Here is a 21,516-nt window from a genome sequence, read left to right on the forward strand (position 1 = left end):
TGAGCAACCAAAGGGAGGAATGGAAATGATAAACAGGATACTTGCCGGCATCACCGCCGCAATGCTTGCAGGCGCCGCTCCCATCGGCGCGCAAGCGACCGATCTCGTGATCTATCACACCTGGTCGGCGCCGCCTGAAGTGGCGGCACTGAACGTCCTCAAGAAGAACCTGGAGGCCAAAGGCGACAGCTGGACCGATATCGCCATCCCGCATGATACCGGCTCCAACGTCAACCTGATGAACCTCGTTGCCGGCGGCAACCCGCCGAACCTGTTCATGGAGTCCAATCCCGGCGTCTATCGCGATCTGACGAAAGCCGGTCTCGGCCGGCCGCTGACGGATTTCTTCAAGGACCATGGCTACCCGGACAAGTATCCGGATGCGGTGGCCCATTCGATGGTTGTCGACGACCAGGTCATGAAGGTGCCGACCGCGCTGCACATCGATGGCATGGTCTATTACAATATGGATGTCGCCAAGAAGCTCGGCATCGATCCGGCGGCCTGGAAATCGCTCGACGAAATGTTTGCCGACTTCGACAAGATCAAGGCGGCGGGCGTCATTCCGCTGGCCGTCGGCGGCCAGCAATGGCAGGTGGGTTACCTCACCCATGCTCTGGCCGCGACGATCGGCGGACCGGACTTCTTCAACAAGATCTATGGCGAAAAGCCCGATCCCGCCGTCTTCGATACGCCGGAATTCCGCCAGGTGTTCGACTATCTGCGCAAATTCCAGCAGGCGGCCGACGAAGGCTCGGCCAACCGCGAATGGAACCTCACCACCAACCTCGTCATAACAGGCAAGGCGCTGATGCAGATCCATGGCGACTGGATGAAGGGCGAATGGCTGGCGGCCGGCAAGACCGCTGGAAAGGATTTCGGCTGCATCCAGATCCCCGGCGCCAAAGCCGTGGCTGCCAGCGTCGACAGCTGGGGCCTGCTTGGCGGCCAGCCTGCTGACAAGGACAAGGCCGAACTCGACTTTGCCTCGATCGTCGTCGATCCGAATGTCCAGGCCGAATTTGCCAAAGCGAAGGGCTCGACCCCGGTGCGCCTCGATGCGCCGCAGGACAGTCTCGACGCCTGCTCCAAGGAAGTGCTGCGCATCGTTGCCGATCCGAAGCATCAGGTACAGAACCCGCACGCCATCAGCGACGCCGACTGGGAGAACTCGATCTGGGACGTGGCCTTCAATTTCTGGAGCGATCCCGACATGAGCGTCGACGACGCGATCGCCAAGATCAAGGAAAACTACAAGACCATTCTCGGCTAGAGCGGCTCGAGGTTTCTCCCGAAGGCGCGGTCCGTTTCCGAAACGGCGGGCCGTCCTAACCCCATTGCAGAAAGGAATACCGATGGACAAGCGTTTGCTTGATGAAGATGCCGTCATGCAGATCTGCTTCGTGACCGACGATGTGCAGAAATCCGCCGCCTGGTTTTCGGAACTGACCGGCAAGCCGGTGCCGCCGGAAGGCAAAGCCGCCGAGCCGGATGAGGCGCAGGCGATCTACAACGGCAAGCCCGCCGAGGTCGGCTGCCGCATTATCATGTTCAAGTTCGGCAATATCGACGTCGAATTCCTGCAGCCCGGCCCGGAGAAAAGTGCCTGGCGTGACCTGCTGGAGGAGAAGGGGCCGGGCTGTCACCACATCGCCTTCAAGACGAAGAACCTCACTAACCGAAATCGCTATCTCGAGGACAAGGGCCACCGTCTGCTCCAGCGTGGCGAATTCGACGGTGGCCACGGGCGCTATGCCTATTACGACACGGTGCCCGATCTCGGCGTGATGATCGAACTGCTGGAATTCGACAGCGACAAAGAGGTCCAGCCGAAGCAGGCCTGAGGGATCACAGCGCCTGTGCAATCCGTTTCGGGCTAACCTCCGTTGCGGCCGCGGCTTCGACGAAATCGAGCCCGATATCCAGCACCGGGGCGCTGTGTGTGAGCCAGCCGACGGAAATGAGGTCGACACCGGAAGCGGCGATTGCGGCAGCCGTTATCGGCGTGACCCGGCCGGACGCTTCGGTGATGGCTCGGCCGGCGACGATGGCGACGGCCTCGTGCAGCTGATCCGGTGTCATATTGTCGAGCAGAACGGCATCGACGCCGGTCTCCATCGCTTCACGCAGTTGATCGAGGGTGTCCACTTCGACCTCGATCTTCACCATGTGGCCGACGCCTGCCCGCGCCCGGCGGATCGCTTCAGCGACCCCACCGGCGATGGCGACATGATTATCCTTGATCAGCACCGCGTCATAAAGCGCGAAACGGTGGTTCATGCCGCCACCGGCCCGCACCGCATATTTCTCCAGCGCCCTCAGCCCCGGCGTCGTCTTGCGCGTGCAAGTGACGGAAGCCTTGGTGCCGCGGATGGCGGCGGCGATCCCTGCTGTCACTGTGGCGATGCCAGAGAGGTGACCGAGGAAATTCAGCGCGGTGCGCTCGGCGCTCAGCAGGCCACGCGACGGGCCTTCGATGGTGGCGATCGCGTCGCCGGGTTTTACCGCGTCGCCGTCCTGGAGATGGCGGCGCATGACGATCTCTGGATCGACGAGGGCGAAGGCGAGTTCGGCCGCATCGAGACCGGCAATCACGCCTGGCTGACGGGCCGCCATCACCACCGTCGAACGGTGATCGCGAGGGATGACGGAGGCCGAGGTGATATCGCCGGCAAGACCGAGATCTTCGAGCAGGGCTGCCCGCACCAAGGGTTCGACGATCAGGCGTGAAAGGGGAACGAGGCTCATCTCAGGCACTCCTTGCAAGGGCGTAGGGCGGCGTCGCGCGGGCGATCTCCAGAACGTCGGAAAGGCACATCTGGCGCCGGTTGGCGTTGGCGAGCTTCAGCGGAAAGTCGGTGCGGGCATGGGCGCCGCGCGATTCCATCCGCAGGCTGGCAAAGACGGCGATCGAGAGCGCGACGATGGCCGGATCGGCGGCAGGGCCGTTGCCTTCGGCAAGCGGCAGCAGGGCGGCGATCGCGCCATGAAGGGCGCCGGCATTACGCAGCACGCCGAGATGGCGCGAGACGATCGGCCGCACGAATGACGCATCGGCCGGCGCCGGGAGACTTCCGGCGGAAATGGTGCCGGTACCACCTGCGGGCATGCCTGAAATGTCGCGTGCCGCCCGCATGCCCATGACAGCCGCCTCCAGCAGCGAATTGCTGGCAAGCCGGTTTGCGCCGTGGAGGCCGGTTGAGGCCGCCTCTCCCGCAACCCAGAGACCGGGAACCGAGCTGCGGCCATTTGCATCCGTGGCCACGCCGCCCATGTGATAGTGAATGGCGGGTCGCACCGGAATGAGGTCTTTCGCCGGATCGATGCCGGCCTCGCCGCAAAGGGTCGAGATGACAGGAAAGCGCGTGGCAAAGCGGCTGCCGATAGCATCGCGGGCATCGAGAAAGACTCGTCCGCCCCGGGCGATTTCGGCGCTGATCGCCCGCGCCACCACGTCGCGCGGGGCAAGTTCAGCCCCTGGAATGCGGGCCATGAACCGTTCGCCTCGTTCGTTGACGAGCAAAGCCCCCTCCCCGCGCACTGCCTCGCTGACGAGCGCCAGCGGCCTGCGGCGTGAATCGAGTGCGGTTGGATGGAACTGGACGAATTCCATATCGGCAAGCGCGGCACCGGCCCTTGCTGCAAGCGCGATCCCCTGGCCGAAGTTACCCATTGGATTGGTGGTCGCGTCGTAAAGTCCGCCAATGCCGCCGGTGGCGAGCACCACCCTCGAAGTCGGCAGAATGGCGGCGCCATTGGCGGTCGCGCAGAGCAGGCCGGCGACCTGCTCGCCATCCATCACAATCCGCCGCGCCTCGAAACCTTCGAGCACTGATATAGCTGGCGTTTTCATCACCGCCTTGATCAGCGCGGCGATGATCGCAGCACCCGAGCCGTCGCCTTCGGCATGGACGATGCGGCGGCGATTATGGGCCGCCTCCAGCCCGAGTGAAAGCTCGCCCGCGGCATTCCGGTCGAAACGAACGCCGGCCCGCTCCAGCGCGGCAATTGCTGCCGGCGCCTCGGCGATGATGTCGGCGGCAATGGCCGGATCGCAGAGCCCGTCGCCGGCCGCAAGCGTATCGGCAAGATGCAGTGCCGCGCTATCGTCGGCGCCGACGCTGGCGGCGATGCCGCCCTGCGCCCAGGCGCTCGACGTCTCCGCGCCAAGGGCCGCGCGGGTGACGATCACGCAAGGTTCAGGCGCCAGCGTCAGCGCGGTCATCAATCCCGCAAGCCCGCTGCCGACGATAACCGTGCGTCCTGATAGCTGCTCGAGAATCTCGGTCATATCGCCAGCATCCTTTCGACGGCGCGGCGCGCGGCCACCGCAATCGCCGGATCGACGGTGACCTCGTGGCGGTTTTCCTCGAGTGCCGTCCGGATATTTGCAAGCGTGATGCGCTTCATGTGCGGGCAGAGATTGCAGGGGCGAATGAATTCGACATCGGGATGGTGCACGGCGACATTGTCGCTCATCGAGCATTCGGTGAGCAGCACGACGCGCGCCGGTTTCTGCCTGCCGACATAATCCGACATGACAGCGGTGGACCCGGCGAAATCGGCTTCGGCGACCACCTCGGGCGGGCATTCGGGATGGGCGAGCACAGTTACGCCGGGATGGTTTTCGCGCAGCTGGCGCACGTCCTCGGCGGTGAAGAGTTCATGCACTTCGCAATGGCCGTGCCAGGCGATGATCTCGACATCAGTCTCGCGGGCGATGTTGCGCGCAAGATATTCGTCCGGGATCATCAGCACCTTCGGCACACCGAGCGATTCCACCACCTGTTTGGCATTCCCCGAGGTGCAGCAGATGTCGGAGGCAGCCTTCACTGCGGCCGAGGTGTTGACATAGGTGATGATGGGCACGCCGGGATGGGCCTGGCGCAGCAGGGCGATATCCTCGGGCGTGATCGAATCCGCCAGCGAACAGCCGGCGGCGAGATCCGGGATCAGCACGGTTTTCTCGGGGTTCAGCAGCTTGGCGGTCTCGGCCATGAAATGCACGCCGGCAAGCACGATGACATCGGCATCGACCTCGATTGCCTTGCGGGCGAGCGCCAGGCTGTCGCCGACGATATCGGCCACGCCGTGGAAGATCTCCGGTGTCTGATAGTTGTGCGCGAGAATGACGGCGTTGCGGCGGCGCTTGAGTTCTAGGATCGCGTCGACGTCATTTTCGAAGGTCATCCATTCGGCTTTGGGAATGACACGGCTGACGCGCTCGTAGAGCGAGGATGCGGAAACAGGATAATTCATGACCGGCTCCTAATTATGCTCTCTTTGAGCATATCTTGGGCAAAGAGATATTCTCACAGTGAGCATATGTCAATTGCGAGAGAGCGGTAATTTCGTTCCCGCCAGCGCCCGTTCTTCGAGAACGGTGTGGCGGAAGCGGAAAAGCTTGGCCGGCCGGCCGCCGGTTTCGCTTTCGGTGCCGCCGGTTTCCTCCACCAGTTCCTGCTGTTCAATGAGGCGGCGGAAATTCTGCTTGTGCAGCGTAAGCCCCGCCAACGCCTCGATAGTGCGCTGCAGCCTCAGCAGCGTGAAACTGTCAGGCATCAGCTCGAAGACGACAGGGCGATATTTGATCTTGGCGCGCAGCCGGGCGATTCCGGTCGCGAGGATCCGCCGGTGATCGGCAAACATTGCGCGTCCGAGATTGGCCTCTGCGCCGCATCCGGCTTCCGAGACGAGCCCCGCCTCGTAAAGCAGTTCATAGCGCTGCAGGGCCAGATCCTCGTTCCAGCCGCCTCCGTCGAGGCCGAAGGTGAAATCCGCCCGGCGATGGCGATGGTCGCGTCTTGCCGGATCGGCATCGGCCCAGCTCCTCAGGCGCGCCATGATCTCGTCAAGCACGGCTGGCCGGCCCTGTCGGTGGTCTTCCCAGGGGAAATATTCGTACCAGCCGTGCCATCCCGGCCGGCCGGCGCCAGACTGCTCGTTGACGAGGCCGAGATAGCTGATCGAGATCGTTCGTCCGCCTGGGATGTCGTTGTTCCGGTCGCGGTCGGCGAAGGTATAGAGCTGTTCGAGATAGCCGACGGGGTGTTCCGTCTGCTCCTGCACCCATTCGCGCAGGCCCGATTGCAGGGTCCGGTGACCCATTTCGAAGGGGCCGGAGGGCAACGCATTGCCGGAACGGATGGTCATCACGCGCGGCTCGTCCCCCGTCACCGCGACGAGCACCGCAATCAATTCCGCATGCGCAAAGCCGATCGTCACAGGGGACCGAATACTCCGTTCCGAATGAATCGAACGGACAATTCCTGACACAGGCCGGGACGGAAGCCAATGGAGCGGAAGTGCCTTTGCGGCACTTCCCACATGATCGAGGCAACAGAGCGCCTTTGCCCTCAGCTATTGCCCGTCTCGCTTTTCAGCCGCTGCAGAAATATCTCCAATTCCGCGTCGTCGATACCGACGAGATGGCGCTTTTCCGGATAGGCGCCGGTCCTGACATCCTCGGCGAATTCGGTGAAGGCGGCGATGCGCTCTCGCTGCAGCCGGTCGTGTTCGGCGGCGAAGTCGCGATAGACCTTGGCATGGCGGGGATAGTGGTCGCGATTGGCGCCGAGCACGTCGTCGGCGAAGAGATATTGGGCGCCGCAGCCGCTGCCTGCTCCCATGGAGATCATCAGCATCGAGGTGTTGCTGCTGATGGCGGCAGCGACATCCCCAGGCACCACTTCGATTTCGGCGGCGAAGGCGCCGGCCTCCTCCAGCGCCTTGGTCTGCCGCCAGATCTCGGCGGCGCTTACCGCCGTCTTGCCGACGGCGCGGAAGCCGCCGGTCCAGGTCGCCTTCGAAGGGATCAGCCCGAGATGGCCGCAGACCGGGATGCCTTCATCGCGCATGCGCCGGATCGTCTGCAGGCTTGCGGCGCAATAGACCGCATCACCTCCTGCCTTCAGCGCAGCAAAGGCCGCACGCAGATAGTCCTCGGCCGAGACATGGTCGCCATATTCGAGCCCCGGAATGGCAAAGGGCGTGGGCGCGGCTTCGCGAAAGATCGGTCCAAGCAGCGAGGGCGGTACAGAGACCATGTCGATCCCGGCCTTTTCGGCGGCTTCCGCCTCCTCCAGGGAGGTGACGCGCAGCATGGTGAGCTGGCGCTTGCCTTTTTCCGCAAGCAGATCGGCGACGGTTGCGCGTCTATGTTTTTTCATCATCAATTCCTTTGAAAATATCGGGTGAAAATATCAGGCGGCTCAGGCGGCCAGCAGGGATTTCAGCTTGATGTCGCTGGCTGCGAGTGCTGCCGGGTTCGGATGGGCGCGCGCTGCGATCAGCATTTCGGCGAGCCTGATATCGCGTGCCACCGCATTGCCTGGCCCGATGCCGCTTGCGGCGATCAATCGTCCGCCGGCGTCGAGATGGAAGAGAATGAAGGCGCCTGCGCCGAGCTCGCGGCGATGATGCGTCGCGGCCCCTTCGGCAAGGCCCGATATCTGTAGCGTCATGTCGTATTGATCCGACCAGAACCACGGCACCGCCGAAACGGCCTCGTTCAGGCCGAGCATGTTGGCCGCGGCCAATGTGCCCTGCTCCTGGGCGTTGCGCCAGGATTCAAGCCGCACCCGCCGGCCGCCATAGATCGACAGCGGAAAGGAGCAGCAGTCGCCGGCTGCGAAGACATCAGGAGCAGAGGTCTGGAGATAGGTGTCGACCGCAATGCCGTTGTCGATGGCGAGGCCTGCTCTTTCGGCGATCTCGACATTCGGCCGTGCACCGATGCCGACGAGGACGAGATCGGCGTCGATTGCCTCGCCGGTCGACAATCGGATCAGCGCTTTTCCGGTTTCCTCAGTCAGTGCTTCGATGGAAACGCCGCAGCGGATATCGACGCCTTCAGCGCGATGGCGCTCGGTGAGCAGATGAGCGATCTCCTCGGGCACGCCACGTTTCAGCACGCGTTCCAGCCCCTCGATGACGGTGACGTCGGCGCCAAGCAGCCGCGCCGTGGCCGCAAGTTCCAGTCCGATGAACCCGCCACCGATGATGGCGATATGCCGTCCCGGCTTCATCGCATCGCGCAACGCCGCCGCATCGTGATGCGTCCGCAGCGAACGAATATGCCGGCTGCCTTCTGGTGCGCCGGGGAATGACCGCGCGGCCGCACCCGTCGCCAGCAAAAGCTTGTCGTAGGAAAGCACGGTACCGTCCGAAAGCGTGACGGTCCTGGATGCGGTGTCGAGATCCCTTGCCTCGAGGCCGGTTAGCAGCCGGATGCCGTTTTCGATGTATTTTTCCGCCGCGGCGATAAATTTCGGATCGCTTGCATCGGTGGAGCCGGCCTTTGAAAGCGGCGGCCGCTCATAGGGCGGAAGCGGCTCGGCGCCAACCAGCGTTATCTCGCCGGCAAAGCCCTTTTCCCGCAAGGCGAAGGCGGCGCGCGCACCGCATTCGCCCGCGCCCAGGATGACGTAATGAGCCATGCCGGCCTCCCTCAGAGCGAGATGAAGACGGCGCCGTCTTCGATCTTGACAGGATAGGTCTTGAGATTGACGCAGACCGGCGCACCCTTGGCTTCGCCCGTCTTGTAGTTGAAGCGGCCATTATGCTTTGGACATTCGATGATCTCATCCATGACAAGCCCGTCGGCCAGGTGGATATGTTCATGCGTGCAGAGCCCGTCGGTCGCGAAGAATTCGTCGTCCGGGCTGCGATAGACCGCGAAGGTGCGCCCACCGTGATCGAAGCGGATGACATCCTCCTCGTCGATCTCGTCCTTGTCGCAGACCTGGATCCAATTTCCGCTCATCTTGTCCTCCCTCGATTGTCATTATTGCGCGGCCGGGGCCAGCTCGTTGTGGAATTCCTCGCGATAGGGCCGCGCGGTGGCCGGCAGTTCGCGCTTCAGGAAATAATCCTCGTTGCGCAGCTGGCGCAGGAAGGCTGGGATCATCTCGCGATAGCCGGACCAGATCGACGGGTTCGGCGCTGGCAGGTCATGCTTGATCATCGCGTGCAGCTTCGGCAGCGCGTGGTAGGGCACCATCGGAAACATGTGATGCTCGACGTGGTAGTTCATGTTCCAGTAAATGAAGCGGCTGATGGGGTTCATATAGACCGTGCGGCTGTTCAGCCGATGGTCGGTGACGTTGTCGGCAAGGCCGCCATGCTGGAGCAGTCCGGTCAGTACATGGTGCCAGGCGCCATAGAGGCGCGGCAGGCCGATCAGCATCAGCGGCAGGATCGAACCCATGGCGATCGCGGCCGCGATCGTCGCGATATAGATCGCCAGCCACATGCGGGCGATGCGGACGGCCTTTGGCTGCTCCATCTCGGGAATGAAGGTTTTTTCCGCCGCGCTGACGCCGCCGAAGGCATTGCGCAGCATGTCGATGATCGCATGCCAGGCGTCGAGGATGCCGAAGAAATTAAGCACCAGCCGGAAGAGATCGGGCGGCCGCATGACGGCGATCTCGGGATCGCGGCCGACGATCACCGTATCGGTGTGATGGCGCGCATGGCTCCAGCGCCAGGTCACCGGATTGCGCATGATCATGAAGCAGGCAATCTGGTAGACGACATCGTTCATCCAGCGGGTCTTGAAGGCGGTGCCATGGCCGCATTCGTGCCAACGACTGTCGGAGGCCGAGCCGTAGAGCACGCCATAGGCGAGGAAGAAGGGCAGCGCGATCCACGAGCCCCAGAAATAAATGCCGAGCCCCGCAAGGACGACCATGCTGCCGAGCCAGAGGGCCGTGTCGCGGATCGCCGGCGCATCGGAGCGCTGCATCAGCGCCTTCATCTCCTTGCGCGGAATGTCGGTGTGATACCATTCGGCTGCCGCCAGCCCCGTCTCGACGGCGGTGCGGCCGCTTTCGCCGAGAAGGTCGTAGTCCCGCTTCTTTGTCTGGGTCGCCATTATCCGCCTCCCGTTGCCCTTGCCTTTGAGAATAGGTTGACTTTGGAAAGCGCTCAATGCAGGCTTGATATAATCTATCAAAAGCCATCACGAATGACTTGCATTCATGATTGAATCCATCAGGAACGCCGATGCGCCGTCCCACCATATCCGATCTTGCCCGCGCCTCCGGCGTCAGCGTCGCCACCGTCGACCGCGTTCTCAACGCCCGCCACCGGGTGCGCGAGGAAACGGCGCGACGGGTCTATGATGCGGCGCAGTCGATCGGCTATCACGCTGTCGGGCTGATCAAGCAGCGCGTCTTCGAGGACCTTCCGCAATACAGGCTCGCCTTCCTGCTGCAGAAGCCGATGCAGCCCTTTTATCAGAGCTTCGTGCGTGAGATCGAAACTGCAGCGCGGGCGCTGACGAGCGCGCGCATCCAGACGCAGATCGACTTTCCGTCAGCTGCGACACCGGCTGCGATCGTCGAAAAGATCAAGACACTCGGCGCCCGCAACCAGGCCGTTGCCTTGGTCGGCCCGGATTATCCGGCGGTGACAACAGCGGTCGAAGAGCTGAAGGAGCGCGGTATTCCGGTGTTCTCGCTGCTCTCCGACCTCGCCACCGGCGTGCGCGACGCCTATGTCGGCGTCAACAACCGCAAGGTCGGACGCACCGCAGCTTGGACCATTGCGCGCACGGCCCGCATGCCCGGCAAGGTCGCCTGTTTTGTCGGCAGCCACCGCTTTCACGGCCATGAGCTCCGAGAAATCGGCTTTCGCTCCTATTTTCGCGAGAATGCGCCCGACTTCGATGTCGTCGACACGCTGATCAATCTCGAGACAGCCGAGATCACCCATGAGGCGACGTTGACGCTGCTGCAGAAACATCCCGATCTTGTCGGCCTCTATGTCTGCGGCGGCGGCATGGAGGGGGCGATCTCGGCATTCCGCGAAGAAGGCGTCGGCGGCAAGATCGTCCTGGTGGTCAACGAGCTGACACCCGACAGCAAAGCCGGCCTTGCCGACGATATCGTCGCCATGGCGATCGGAACCCCCCTGCCCGCACTCTGCAAGGAGTTGATGGTGCTGATGACGGGCGCCATCGAAAACGGCGAAACGGCTGTTCCCGGGCAGCTCTTCCTGCCTTTCGATATCCATATTTCCGAGAACATCTGAGCAATGATGGAATTCCATCATTCCGTTCGAAATCATCTCAGCAATGAAAGCCGGCGCCGGCGATGACGGATGGATTGCGACGCGAATTCCGATAGAGATTCGCTGACCCATTCACGAGGACTGCTCCGCCCTGATGCGGAGATCAGGAGGAGTACCGATCATGACTTCGATCCGTTTTGCGCTCAACCACATGGCCGCGCCGTCGCTTGCCATCGACGATTTTTTCGCGCTGGCCCGATCGCTCGGCATCGATTCCGTCGAGATCCGCAACGACCTTTCCGGCAATGCCATCCTCGACGGCACCAAACCCGAAACGATCAGGCAAGCGGCTGCCCGCCATGGCGTGACGATCATCTCGATCAACGCCCTGCAACGCTTCAACGAGTGGAACGCGGCCCGGGCCGCCGAAGCGCAGGAACTGATCGACTATGCCAGCGCGTCGGGCGCCAAGGCGCTTGTCCTCGTTCCGAAGAATGACGGCACCGGCTGCGCCAATGGCGAACGGCAGGCCAATCTGCGCCAGTCACTGGTTGCATTGAAGCCGATGCTGGAGAAAGCCGGCATTATCGGTCTCGTCGAGCCGCTCGGGTTTGAGATCTGCTCGCTGCGCTCGAAGACCGAGGCGGCCGAGGCCATCAGGGAACTTGGCGGGGAATCGACCTTCAGGCTCGTCCACGACACCTTCCACCATCATCTTGCCGGCGAAGCGGCAACCTTCCCTGAACTGGCCGGTCTCGTACACATTTCCGGTGTTAGCGATCCTTCCGTTGCTGTTGCCGACATGCGCGATTCTCACCGTGTCCTGGTGGATGCCGACGATCTGCTCGACAATGCCGGGCAGGTCAAGGCGCTGCTGCAGGCCGGCTATACCGGCCCGTTCTCCTTCGAGCCCTTTGCAGCGGAAGTTCATGCGCTGAAGGATCCGGCCGGTGCGCTGCGCGCCAGCATGGAATATCTCAGTGCGCGGGTCTAAAAGCCGCGCGGTCGCTTGACGCTACTCTCTACCTCTGAACCGGCGCTGATAGGCCGGATCATAGAGCGAGCTTTCGCGGAAATCCTCCGCTGCCAGCGAGGGGCCGACGAAGATGATCGCTGTGCGTTCGATCGGTTCGGCGGAGACCTTTGCTTCGATATTGGCGAGCGTGCCGCGCAGGACGCGCTCGTCCGGCCAGGAGGCCTTGACGACGATGGCGACCGGGCAATCGACGCCGTAAAGCGGCGTCAACTCTTCGACCACCTGCTTCAGCGCGTGGATTGCCAGATGGATCGCCAGCGTGGCGCCTGTCGCGCCGAATTTTGCCAGTGTCTCGTCGTTGGGCATTGGTGACGCGCGGCCGGAGACGCGGGTCAGCACCAGGCTTTGGGCCACGGCGGGGATCGTCAGTTCGCGCCCCAGCGTCGAGGCTGCGGCGGCAAAGGCCGGAACGCCCGGCGTCATCGTATAGTCGATCCCATGTTTTTGAAGCCGGCGCACCTGTTCGGCGACTGCACTCCAGACCGAGAGATCGCCCGAATGCAGTCGGGCGACATCCTGGCCGGCCGCGGCAGCGCGAAGATATTCCGCCTCGATCTCGTCGAGCGACATCGGCGCCGTATCGACGATGTGGGCGTCAGGCGGGCAATATTGCAGCAGTTCGGGCGAGACGATCGAGCCGGCATAAAGGCAGACCGGGCACCGGGCGATGAGATCGCGACCACGCACCGTGATCAGATCCGCAGCACCTGGTCCCGCGCCGATGAAATGCACCGTCATCTCGTCATCCTTTCGTCCAGCGCCACTGCGTTACCGGCATGGCCGGCCGCCAGCCGGTCATGCCGCCGACGGGCTGGGCGCGCGATATTTCGATCCGCGTGAGGAAGCCGCCGCGTTTGGCATGTTCGGCGAGCAGTACCGCTTCCATCTCCAGCGTCACGGCATTGGCAACGAGCCGCCCTCCCCGCTTTAGCGCGGCAATTGCGGTATCGACAACACCCGGTTCGCTGCCGCCGCCGCCGAGGAAGATCACATCCGGCTCCGGCAGGTCTTTCAGCGCGAGGGGTGCCGCACCTTCGACGACAGCAAGATGCGGTACGCCGAAGGCGGCTGCGTTGCGGGCGGCCCGCGCGGCCCGATCCGGCGACTGTTCGACGGCGATTGCCTTCAGGCTGGGATCGACCAGCATCCATTCGATGCCGATCGATCCCGAGCCTGCGCCGATATCCCAGAGCAGCTCGCCGTGACGCGGCGCGAGGGCCGAAAGCGTCATCGCCCGGATTTCACGCTTGGTGATCTGTCCGTCATGCTCGAACAGCACGTCTTCGAGCCCGGCCGTAAAAGGCAGGATGCGAGCCCCCTCCCCTGCCGCGATATCGAGTGCGCAGACATTCAGGGGATCGATATCCAGGAGGTCGAAATCCGCCACCGCCGCACTTCTCTGCCGTTCCCGAACGCCGCCAAGCGCCTCGAGCACGGTAAGCTGAGACTGACCGAAGCCAGCAGCCGTCAGCAGGGCAGCCAGGTCGCCAGGCCCCTTCTCGTCCGAGGTCAGCGCGATGATGCGCCGTCCGGGGTGCAGATGCGGCCGGATCAGATCGATCGGCCGTCCATGCAGCGAGATCGTTGCGACGTCCTGCAGCGGCCAGCCAAGGCGGGAGGCCGCAAGGCTGAAGGCCGAGGGTGCGGGGATAGTGCGCATCTCTTCCGCCGCCACATGGCGGGAGAGCGTTGCGCCGACGCCATAAAGAAACGGATCGCCGGAGGCGAGCACGACAACAGGCGTGCCGCGCCTTTCGAGGATAGCCTCGACCGAGCGCTCGAACGGGCTTTGCCAGGAAAGGCTTTCGCCTGTGATCAGCGATGCGGCAAGCGCCTGGTGCCTCGCACCGCCGAAGACGGCGGGTGCGGTCGAAATCAGCCTCTTCGCCTCCTCGCCCAGCCCTTCTGGACCATCTTCGCCGATGCCGATAATAGTCAGCCAGCGCTGGCCGGACGCAGGAGAGACATCAGACATGGGAAGACCCCGCATCCTGATCCTTGGCGGCAGCAGCGAGGCGCGGCTGCTGGCCGAGGCGCTCGCGGCACGGGACGATAGTGATATTCTTCTGTCGCTTGCCGGACGCACCGAAAAACCGGCCGTACAGCCTGTTCCGGTTCGTATCGGCGGTTTCGGCGGCGCTGCCGCACTCGCCGATTTCCTGAAGGCCGGAGGATATGATCTGTTGATCGACGTCACGCACCCCTTCGCCGAGCGCATTTCGGCCAATGCGGCTTTCGCGGCTGAGACCACCGGCATCGCTGCCATCGCTCTGCGCCGTCCCGAATGGCAACGCCGGCCGGGCGATCGCTGGCAGGAGGTGGGGAGCATTCCGGCTGCCATCGAAGCGCTTGGCCCCCTCCCCCGCCATGTCTTCCTGGCGACGGGCCGGCAGGGTGCGCATCATGCCGAAGCCGCGCCGCAACATCACTACCTCGTTCGCAGCGTCGATCCCGTCGAACCGCCGCTTGCGCTTGATAGTGTCGAGTACATCCTCGATCGGGGTCCGTTCACGCTGGAAGGCGAATGCGATCTTCTGAGGCAGCACGACATCGACGCCATCGTCGCCAAGAATAGCGGCGGTCTCGCCACCTATGCGAAGATCGAGGCAGCCCGCCTGCTCGGTATCGAGGTTATGATGGTGGCGCGCGCGCCGGCCTCGATCGTCAAGGCGGTCGACACTGTCGAGGCGGCGCTGGCGGCGATCGATCACCTGTTTCCCCCTGCCATGAAACGCGGCGTGTAAACGAGGTCCAGTCTGCCTGGCCGTGTGACGATGCGTGTCTCGGCCGAGCCGATGATGATGCAGGTCGCCATATCGGCCATCGACGCATCTGCCTGCGACAGCTGCTGGACGGCGATGCGTTCATCCGGCCGCCCGGCCGCGCGGCCGAAAATAACCGGTGTTGTCGCAGGCAGATGGTCACGCAACAGCTTGAAGGCGTCGCCGAGCTGCCAGGGCCGTGCCCGGCTGATCGGATTATAGAGCGCGATGACGAAACCCGCTTTTGCCGCCAGTTCAAGGCGGGTTTCTATTATATTCCAAGGCTTTAGATTGTCAGACAGCGATATGGCGCAGAAATCGTGGCCAAGCGGAGCACCGGCTCTTGCCGCTACGGCCAGCATCGCCGTGATGCCGGGCAGAATGGTGAGATCGACCGAGCGCCAGGCGGCCGGCCCGTTCTCGATTGCCTCGCAGACGGCGGCCGCCATGGCGAAGACGCCGGGGTCGCCGCCGGAGACGACGCAGACTTTCGCGCCGTCAGCCGCCATGGCGAGTGCTGCCCCTGCCCTGTCGAGCTCCTCGCGATTGTCCGAGGCATGTCGCAGTTGATCGTGGCGGAGCTCCAGCCTGTCGAGATAAGGGCCGTAGCCGAAGAAATCCGTCGCCGCATCGACAGCGGCCAGCGCTTCCGGCGTCATCTGCTCGGGGTTGCCGGGACCGGTGCCGATCACGAAAAGCGTGCCGCTCATCGGCTGCCCTCCCAGCCCGGCACCAGCACGAGCGAAAAATACGGTGCATCGCCGTCTGTCCTGTCGGCAAGCTTTTCCATCGCCGCATTCGCCATGGTGCCGCGCTCGACATAGACGGCTTCCGTAAGCCGTCCTGCCGCTGCGAGCGCCCGGCGGATCTTCGGGAGATTTCGGCCGACCTTCATGATGACGGCGGCTTGCGTGTCGGCAAGGCGGCGCGTCAGCTCGGCCTCGGCCATCGTACCGGGCAGTACGGTAAGCACGTCGTCGCCCTGGACGATCGGCATGCCGGCAAGCGACCAGCAGCCCGACATGGCGCTGATGCCCGGGATCACTTCCGTCGGGTAGCGTGTGGAAAGCCTGACATGCAGGTGCATATAGGAGCCGTAGAAGAGCGGATCGCCTTCGCTGAGAACGGCGACAGTCAGTCCGGCATCGAGATGCCCGGCGACCGCTTTGGCAGACAGATCGTAGAATTGGGTGATCAGCCTCTGATAGCGTTCGTCGTTCTTGTCGATTTCGGTCGTCACCGGATAATAGAGCGGCAGCAGCGTCACCCCGGATTTCAGCAGCGGCTCGACGATCGCCTTGCCATTGCCGCCCCTGCCCTGCTTGGCGAAATAGGCGATCACATCAGCGCCTTCGATGGCGCGTACGGCTTTGAGGGTGAGGAGCTCCGGATCGCCGGGGCCCGTGCCGACGCCGATCAGACGGCCGCTTGTCGTCATAGGCCCGGCCTCGCCAAAGCATTGATGGCGGCTGCCGTCATGGCGCTGCCGCCGAGCCGGCCGCGCACGATGGCAAAGGGTACGCCATAGGAATTTTCCGCCAATGCATCCTTCGATTCGGCCGCGCCGACGAAGCCCACGGGCATGCCGAGGATCGCTGCGGGTTTCGGGGCGCCGTCGCGCAGGAGTTCGAGCAGATGGAAGAGGGCGGTCGGTGCGTTGCCGATCGCGACAACGCTGCCGCCGAGCCGATCGAGCCAGAGATGCATGGCGGCGGCCGAGCGCGTATTGCCGGTCTCGCGCGCAAGTTCGGGTGTCTGGGGATCGCGCAGCGTGCAGATCACCTCGTTCAGCGCCGGCAGCCGCGCCCGGGTGACGCCCTGGGATACCATTTCCGCGTCGCAGAAGATCGGCGCCCCGCCTTTCAGCGCCTCGCGCGCCGCGTTGACGAAATCGGCGGAGAACAGGAAATGCTCCGCCGCTTCGACCAGCCCGCAGGCATGGATCATGCGCACGGCGATTTCGGCTTGATCGTCGGTGAAGCGCGAAAGATCGGCCTCGGCACGGATAATGGCAAAGGAACGCTCGTAGATCGCATCGCCGCTGCGGATATAATCGTAGTCTGGCATTCCTATTCCTGTCGCAGCGCCTTCGAAACGCCGGTTGCGCCAAGCCGTGTAAGGCAGGCGGCGGTCGATTCGCCAGCGTCTTTGTTGTCTTCGATGGACCGGGCGAGCCTCTCTATAGCGAAATCGATCCGACCGCCAGCGATCCGTTCGTCCGGCAGATCCGCCGCGAGCCCATTGAGGATGAGGCCATAACCTTCCGCCGAGCCCGTCAGGGTCAGCGCCGGCCGGGCATGAGCGCAGCCCTTGGCGCAGCCGGATAGATGCAGCGTCAGCGAACCGTCGAAAAGGGCAGGTGCCGTAGCAATGAGGCGGCGCGCCAGGGTTCGGGTCTCGTAAAAGGCCGAACCGCAGGCGCCGGCGCCGGCGCAGGCGGCGATATGCTCGCTGTTGTCGCCGGGTTGCGCGCTGAAGCCATGTCTGGCTGCGGCGACCTGCATAGCCGGCACTGTACCTGCTGGAAGACCAATGAAGAAAAACCCGCGACCGGGCGCAAGCCGGATGGCTACTGCGCCACGAGCCGTTGCCACATCGAGCAAAGCGATGAGATCGGACGCTCTCATCTGCCCGAATTCCGGCCTGACGCCGAGTATGGTTTTGCCGTCCTCAAGCCTGTGCAAGCCGGCAAGCGGCATGCCTGCCGCGCGGGTCGGAATGAAGTGAATGCCATCCATCGCTGGAAAATGCGCCCGCAGATGCGCTGGATCGATATCCCTTGCTCGCCTGCCCTGCCCGAGGGCTGCCAAGAGGCTCAGAATTTCGCCGACGGCTGATATGGCCACCTCGGCAGGACCGATCGCGACCGGCATTGCAGTTTCACCGTCGCCATTGATCGCGACAAGCCAATCCGCGCCGAATTGCGCGACGATACGAATATCGGCGGACAGTGCCGACAAGCCGAAGGATCCACCGCCGTCGACGATAAGCGAGAGCTTCGGCGCAAGCCGCGGCGAGGCAAGCAGATCGTGGAGCGTACGACGCAAGGCCATTTCCATTGCGGCCGGATCGCTTATCTCGTCCGGGTCGATGCCGTGCAGCGGCGATGTCTCGATCGCCGGCCCGTCCGGCACGGTGATCCCGGCGGCATCGATATCGGCGGCGAGCTGCCCGACGGTCTCGGCCCGAAGGCCTCGGATCTGCAGATTGCCGCGGGCGGTGATTTCGAGAACGCCGTTTCCATGTGCTGCGGCCGAGCGGGCAAGGCTTGCGAATTGCGACAGCGTCAACGCGCCGCCGGCCGGCCGCAGGCGTACCAGCAAACCATCGCCGGTCAGCATGGGCGCGGCAAGGGCGGGGCAGGCGCCGCGTCTACGCATCGTCGCCGCCGGGCGACCGTGCAGATCCGCCTCGCCTGTCCTGTCGCTCGCCTTTGCGGCCTTAATGCTCATTCTCGATCCTCTGGCCACTTCTTACATGATCGCAGCCGGGCCGGCAAAGCATGCTGGAAAGGCTCCGGACTGGCTATTCGTCGAAATCCCGGCCCTTGCGCAGGAGATAGATGTCCATGATCCAGCCGTGACGCTGCCTGGCCTCGGCCCTCAGCGTCAGAATGTCGGTGGCGATGTCGCCAAGTCGTCCTGATCTGACGATCTCGTCCTTGGTGCCGAGATAGGCGCCCCAGAAGATCTCGGCGTCGGGATCGTCGATCTTGGCAAAAGCCTGTTCGCCATCAAGCATGACGACTGTGCTGTCGGTCAGAAGCCCGTTCTGCGCCAGCCTACGCCCTGTGGTGATTTCGATCGGCTTGCCGACGAGGTTGACCGGGATTCTGTGGCTCGCCGCCAGCGCCTGGATGCTGGTGATGCCGGGAATGACGCTGTAGCCGAAATCCACGCGGCCTTCGCCGCGCACGCGTTCGATGATGCGGATCGTGCTGTCATAGAGACTGGGATCACCCCAGACGAGAAAGGCGCCGCTGCCGTCATCCGGGAGACCGGAGATCAGTTCTCCATAGATGCGGGCGATCTCACCGTGCCAGGCGTCGACGCTCTGCACATAGGTCTTGTCTGCCGTCTGTCTTTGCGGCACCGCGAATTCCGAAATTCTGCCGGCCGGCCGCGTGATATAGCGTTCGCAGATATCCCGCCGGATATCGGCGAGCACTTCCTTGCCGGCGCCCTTGACCGGCAGGAAGACCACGTCGGCTGCGTTCATCGCGTTGATCGCCTGTATGGTCAGGTGCTCCGGGTTGCCCGTGCCGATGCCGATGATATGGATATGCTTCAAGCGATACTCCCCGTTGAGTCCTGGCGGTCTTGCCGAAAAAGCCGGCCGGCCGCAAGGGTAGGACAGGGAGTTGGCCGCGGCCAACCGGGCCTGTGGGTGGCACTGGGCCCTGTTGTTGCTGCAAATCCCGAATCGTGTCACTTTCGATACGCTTTTTGACGCTATGTTGAAAGAAAAGCGCATCGAAAAGGATTGGGTGTTTTGGACAACATTAGCGTATCGACGACAGATGTACGGATCGAGCGGCATGCGAACCAGCTTTCGCGGCAACTGAAGCTCCTCCGCGACAAGCTGTTTCCGCCGCTCTCACAAAAGACGCTTCGAACATTCTCTTCCGGCGAGGCGGCCCAGATGATCGGCGTCTCCGACGGCTATCTTCGCCAGCTTTCGCTGGATGGCAAGGGACCGCAGCCGGATCTTGCCCAGAACGGCCGGCGTTCCTACACGCTCGGCCAGATCAACGAGTTGCGCCAGTATATGGCCAAGCTCAAGCCGAAGGATGCGCTTTCCTATCAGCCGTGGCGCCGCCCTGGCGAAAAGCTGCAGACGGTTGCCGTCACCAATTTCAAGGGCGGCTCGGCCAAAACAACGACGACGCTCTATCTGGCGCAGTATCTGGCGCTGGCGGGTTACCGGGTGCTTGCGATCGATCTCGATCCGCAGGCTTCGCTCTCCTCCATGCTCGGCGTTCAGCCCGAATTCGATCTTTCCGAAGGCGATACGCTCTATGGCGCAATTCGTTACGATGAGGACCGCAAGTCGCTGAAGGAGATTGTCCGCAAGACCTATTTCGACGGGCTGGATCTGGTGCCGGGCAATCTCGAACTGATGGAGTTCGAGCATGAGACGCCACGGGCACTGAACGACCGGCAGCGACCTGGCGAACTGTTCTTCCGTCGCGTTGGCGTTGCCATTGCCGAGGTCGAGGCCGATTACGACATCGTGGTGATCGACTGCCCGCCGCAGCTCGGTTACCTCACGCTTGGCGCCGTTTGCGCAGCAACATCGCTGCTCATCACAATCCATCCGCAAATGGTCGACGTCGCCTCCATGTCGCAGTTCCTGCTGATGACGTCGGATCTGCTTTCCGTCGTGCGCAAGGCCGGCGGCGACCTGCAGCATGACTTCATCAAGTACGTCGTCACGCGCCACGAACCCTTCGATGCGCCGCAGTCGCAGATCGTTGCGCTGCTGCGCAGTCTTTTCAGTGATGACGTGTTGACGGCGACCATTCTCAAATCGACGGCGATCGCCGATGTCGGTTTGACCAAGCAGACGCTCTACGAGATCGAGAAGGGGCAGGTGCGCCGCTCGACCTATGACCGGGCGCTGGAATCGGTCAATGCCGCCAACAGCGAGGTTCTCGCCGGTATTCACAAAGCCTGGGGTCGAGCATGAGCAGACGCGATCGCCTGAAAGGTCTTTTTGACGATACGGCGCAGGAGTTGGCCGCGGCCAACTACGAGGAGCCATCTTCACGCGGATCGGCCGGGCCGGTTCGGACGATGGCGCTGACCCTTGGCCGCATGGAGGAAGAGAGCAGGGCGATGCAGGAGGCCTTGCTCTCCGGCGAACGCATTGTCGAACTCGATCCCAATCTGATCGATTCCTCCTTCGTCCGCGACCGCCTTGCCGACCAGCCGCTCGATATGGAGGACGAGCTGGTGCAGTCGATTGCTGAGAACGGCCAGGAAGTGCCGATCCTCGTTCGCCGCCATCCCAATGATGACGAACGCTACCAGATCGCCTACGGCCATCGCCGCCTGCAGGCAGTCAAGCTGCTTGGGCTCAAGGTCCAGGCGATCGTCCGCAAGCTCGACGATACCGATGTCGTCATCGCGCAGGGCATTGAGAATTCGGCACGTCGGAACCTGTCGTATATCGAGCGCGCGGTCTTTGCCCTCAATCTCGAGCTCAAGGGTTTTGAGCGTCCCGTTATCATGAAGGCACTGTCGACGGACAAGACGGAGCTATCGAAGCTGATATCCGTTGCAAAAGCCATCCCCGCCGAGATCGTCAGGTCGGTTGGCGCTGCACCCGGCATCGGGCGACGCCGGTGGATGGCGCTTGCCCAGGACTGGAATGGGATGACGGCCGCGCGGCTTGCCAAGCTCATTGCTTCGGAAGGTTTCTCGGCTGAAGAGAGCGACCGCCGTTTCGAGCTTTTGGTTGCCGAGCTCGCCAAGAAAGAGGCGAAGCCCGAAACCACGGAATTTGACTGGAAGCCGAAGAGCGGCGGCAAGATTGCCGGCCGAATCAAAAGCGCCGGCAATTCCTTCACGATCGCGTTGAAGACCGGCGATGCGCCGGATTTCGGCGCTTACATTTCACGCCGTCTCGATGAGCTTTACGAGGCCTATCGGGCCGGCAGATTGCAAGCAGGAGAGTAAGCCGCAAAAGAAAAAAGCCTCCGAA

At 63.1% G+C, this 21,516-nt stretch carries 22 protein-coding genes; 7 read left to right on the forward strand and 15 right to left on the reverse strand.

Annotation, left to right across the window (positions count from 1 at the left end):
• Positions 1–25 precede the first annotated feature (25 nt).
• Entirely contained in the window at positions 26–1,273 is a 1,248-nt protein-coding gene (locus A6U98_RS31390; RefSeq protein ID WP_064655033.1) for an ABC transporter substrate-binding protein, read from the forward strand.
• A gap of 82 nt (positions 1,274–1,355) precedes the next feature.
• Positions 1,356–1,844, forward strand: a complete 489-nt coding sequence (locus A6U98_RS31395; protein ID WP_003553407.1) for a VOC family protein — start codon at positions 1,356–1,358, stop codon at positions 1,842–1,844.
• A gap of 4 nt (positions 1,845–1,848) precedes the next feature.
• On the opposite strand, the gene nadC is transcribed toward A6U98_RS31395, so the two are convergent.
• From nadC to A6U98_RS31435, 8 genes are all read right to left on the reverse strand, one after another.
• Positions 1,849–2,748 (reverse strand): carboxylating nicotinate-nucleotide diphosphorylase, encoded by a 900-nt coding sequence (gene nadC, locus A6U98_RS31400; RefSeq protein WP_064655035.1) that lies wholly within the window; start codon positions 2,746–2,748, stop codon positions 1,849–1,851.
• 1 nt (position 2,749) lies between these two features.
• Complete coding sequence (locus A6U98_RS31405) at positions 2,750–4,291, reverse strand: L-aspartate oxidase (protein WP_064655037.1); 1,542 nt, start codon at positions 4,289–4,291, stop codon at positions 2,750–2,752.
• The gene (gene nadA, locus A6U98_RS31410; RefSeq protein ID WP_064655039.1) at positions 4,288–5,259 is read right to left on the reverse strand and encodes a quinolinate synthase NadA; all 972 of its coding nucleotides are present in this window, start codon (positions 5,257–5,259) and stop codon (positions 4,288–4,290) included. The genes A6U98_RS31405 and nadA overlap by 4 nt, the downstream gene beginning before the upstream one ends.
• Before the next feature lie 69 nt (positions 5,260–5,328).
• A complete protein-coding gene (locus tag A6U98_RS31415) occupies positions 5,329–6,327 on the reverse strand; it encodes a hypothetical protein (RefSeq protein ID WP_197496464.1) in 999 nt (332 codons plus the stop codon).
• Between the two features lie 29 nt (positions 6,328–6,356).
• The gene (locus tag A6U98_RS31420) at positions 6,357–7,172 is read right to left on the reverse strand and encodes a 3-methyl-2-oxobutanoate hydroxymethyltransferase (protein ID WP_197496465.1); all 816 of its coding nucleotides are present in this window, start codon (positions 7,170–7,172) and stop codon (positions 6,357–6,359) included.
• Between the two features lie 39 nt (positions 7,173–7,211).
• On the reverse strand, positions 7,212–8,438 hold the full coding sequence (locus A6U98_RS31425; protein ID WP_064655045.1) for an FAD-dependent oxidoreductase: 1,227 nt from the start codon (positions 8,436–8,438) through the stop codon (positions 7,212–7,214).
• 11 nt (positions 8,439–8,449) lie between these two features.
• Positions 8,450–8,764, reverse strand: coding sequence for a MocE family 2Fe-2S type ferredoxin (locus A6U98_RS31430; RefSeq protein WP_003553420.1), 315 nt, complete (start codon positions 8,762–8,764; stop codon positions 8,450–8,452).
• A gap of 21 nt (positions 8,765–8,785) precedes the next feature.
• Positions 8,786–9,874, reverse strand: coding sequence for a fatty acid desaturase family protein (locus A6U98_RS31435; RefSeq protein WP_064655047.1), 1,089 nt, complete (start codon positions 9,872–9,874; stop codon positions 8,786–8,788).
• Between the two features lie 131 nt (positions 9,875–10,005).
• Between A6U98_RS31435 and A6U98_RS31440 the strand changes: the two genes are divergently transcribed.
• Together A6U98_RS31440 and A6U98_RS31445 are read left to right on the forward strand one after the other, a co-directional pair.
• The gene (locus A6U98_RS31440) at positions 10,006–11,034 is read left to right on the forward strand and encodes a LacI family DNA-binding transcriptional regulator (RefSeq protein WP_064655049.1); all 1,029 of its coding nucleotides are present in this window, start codon (positions 10,006–10,008) and stop codon (positions 11,032–11,034) included.
• A 160-nt stretch (positions 11,035–11,194) separates the two neighbouring features.
• The gene (locus A6U98_RS31445) at positions 11,195–12,007 is read left to right on the forward strand and encodes a TIM barrel protein (protein ID WP_064655051.1); all 813 of its coding nucleotides are present in this window, start codon (positions 11,195–11,197) and stop codon (positions 12,005–12,007) included.
• 21 nt (positions 12,008–12,028) lie between these two features.
• Here the strand turns inward: A6U98_RS31445 and cobM are convergent, their stop codons facing one another.
• Complete coding sequence (gene cobM / locus A6U98_RS31450) at positions 12,029–12,787, reverse strand: precorrin-4 C(11)-methyltransferase (protein ID WP_064655053.1); 759 nt, start codon at positions 12,785–12,787, stop codon at positions 12,029–12,031.
• Between the two features lie 4 nt (positions 12,788–12,791).
• Entirely contained in the window at positions 12,792–14,024 is a 1,233-nt protein-coding gene (locus A6U98_RS31455) for a bifunctional cobalt-precorrin-7 (C(5))-methyltransferase/cobalt-precorrin-6B (C(15))-methyltransferase (RefSeq protein ID WP_064655054.1), read from the reverse strand.
• Between A6U98_RS31455 and A6U98_RS31460 the strand changes: the two genes are divergently transcribed.
• A complete protein-coding gene (locus A6U98_RS31460; RefSeq protein WP_064655057.1) occupies positions 14,023–14,793 on the forward strand; it encodes a cobalt-precorrin-6A reductase in 771 nt (256 codons plus the stop codon). The two genes, A6U98_RS31455 and A6U98_RS31460, sit on opposite strands and share 2 nt — an antisense overlap.
• Here the strand turns inward: A6U98_RS31460 and A6U98_RS31465 are convergent.
• The 5 genes from A6U98_RS31465 to cobF form a co-directional block, all read right to left on the reverse strand.
• Positions 14,757–15,521 carry a precorrin-3B C(17)-methyltransferase gene (locus A6U98_RS31465; RefSeq protein ID WP_064655059.1) on the reverse strand — a complete coding sequence of 255 codons (765 nt, stop codon included), beginning with the start codon at positions 15,519–15,521 and terminating at the stop codon, positions 14,757–14,759. The genes A6U98_RS31460 and A6U98_RS31465 overlap by 37 nt on opposite strands.
• A complete protein-coding gene (locus A6U98_RS31470) occupies positions 15,518–16,249 on the reverse strand; it encodes a precorrin-2 C(20)-methyltransferase (RefSeq protein WP_064655061.1) in 732 nt (243 codons plus the stop codon). Before A6U98_RS31470 ends, A6U98_RS31465 begins: the two co-directional genes overlap by 4 nt.
• Entirely contained in the window at positions 16,246–16,878 is a 633-nt protein-coding gene (locus tag A6U98_RS31475) for a precorrin-8X methylmutase (protein WP_064655063.1), read from the reverse strand. Before A6U98_RS31475 ends, A6U98_RS31470 begins: the two co-directional genes overlap by 4 nt.
• A 2-nt stretch (positions 16,879–16,880) precedes the next feature.
• On the reverse strand, positions 16,881–18,263 hold the full coding sequence (cobG, locus tag A6U98_RS31480; RefSeq protein WP_064655065.1) for a precorrin-3B synthase: 1,383 nt from the start codon (positions 18,261–18,263) through the stop codon (positions 16,881–16,883).
• 73 nt (positions 18,264–18,336) lie between these two features.
• A complete protein-coding gene (cobF, locus tag A6U98_RS31485) occupies positions 18,337–19,101 on the reverse strand; it encodes a precorrin-6A synthase (deacetylating) (RefSeq protein ID WP_064655067.1) in 765 nt (254 codons plus the stop codon).
• A gap of 201 nt (positions 19,102–19,302) precedes the next feature.
• Between cobF and repA the strand changes: the two genes are divergently transcribed.
• A complete protein-coding gene (gene repA / locus A6U98_RS31490; protein WP_064655069.1) occupies positions 19,303–20,499 on the forward strand; it encodes a plasmid partitioning protein RepA in 1,197 nt (398 codons plus the stop codon).
• Positions 20,496–21,491: a plasmid partitioning protein RepB gene (gene repB / locus A6U98_RS31495; RefSeq protein WP_064655071.1), complete on the forward strand. Its 996-nt coding sequence runs from the start codon at positions 20,496–20,498 to the stop codon at positions 21,489–21,491. The genes repA and repB overlap by 4 nt, the downstream gene beginning before the upstream one ends.
• Positions 21,492–21,516 lie beyond the last annotated feature (25 nt).

The sequence above is a fragment of the Rhizobium sp. WYCCWR10014 genome, from assembly GCF_001657485.1.
Lineage (GTDB): Bacteria > Pseudomonadota > Alphaproteobacteria > Rhizobiales > Rhizobiaceae > Rhizobium.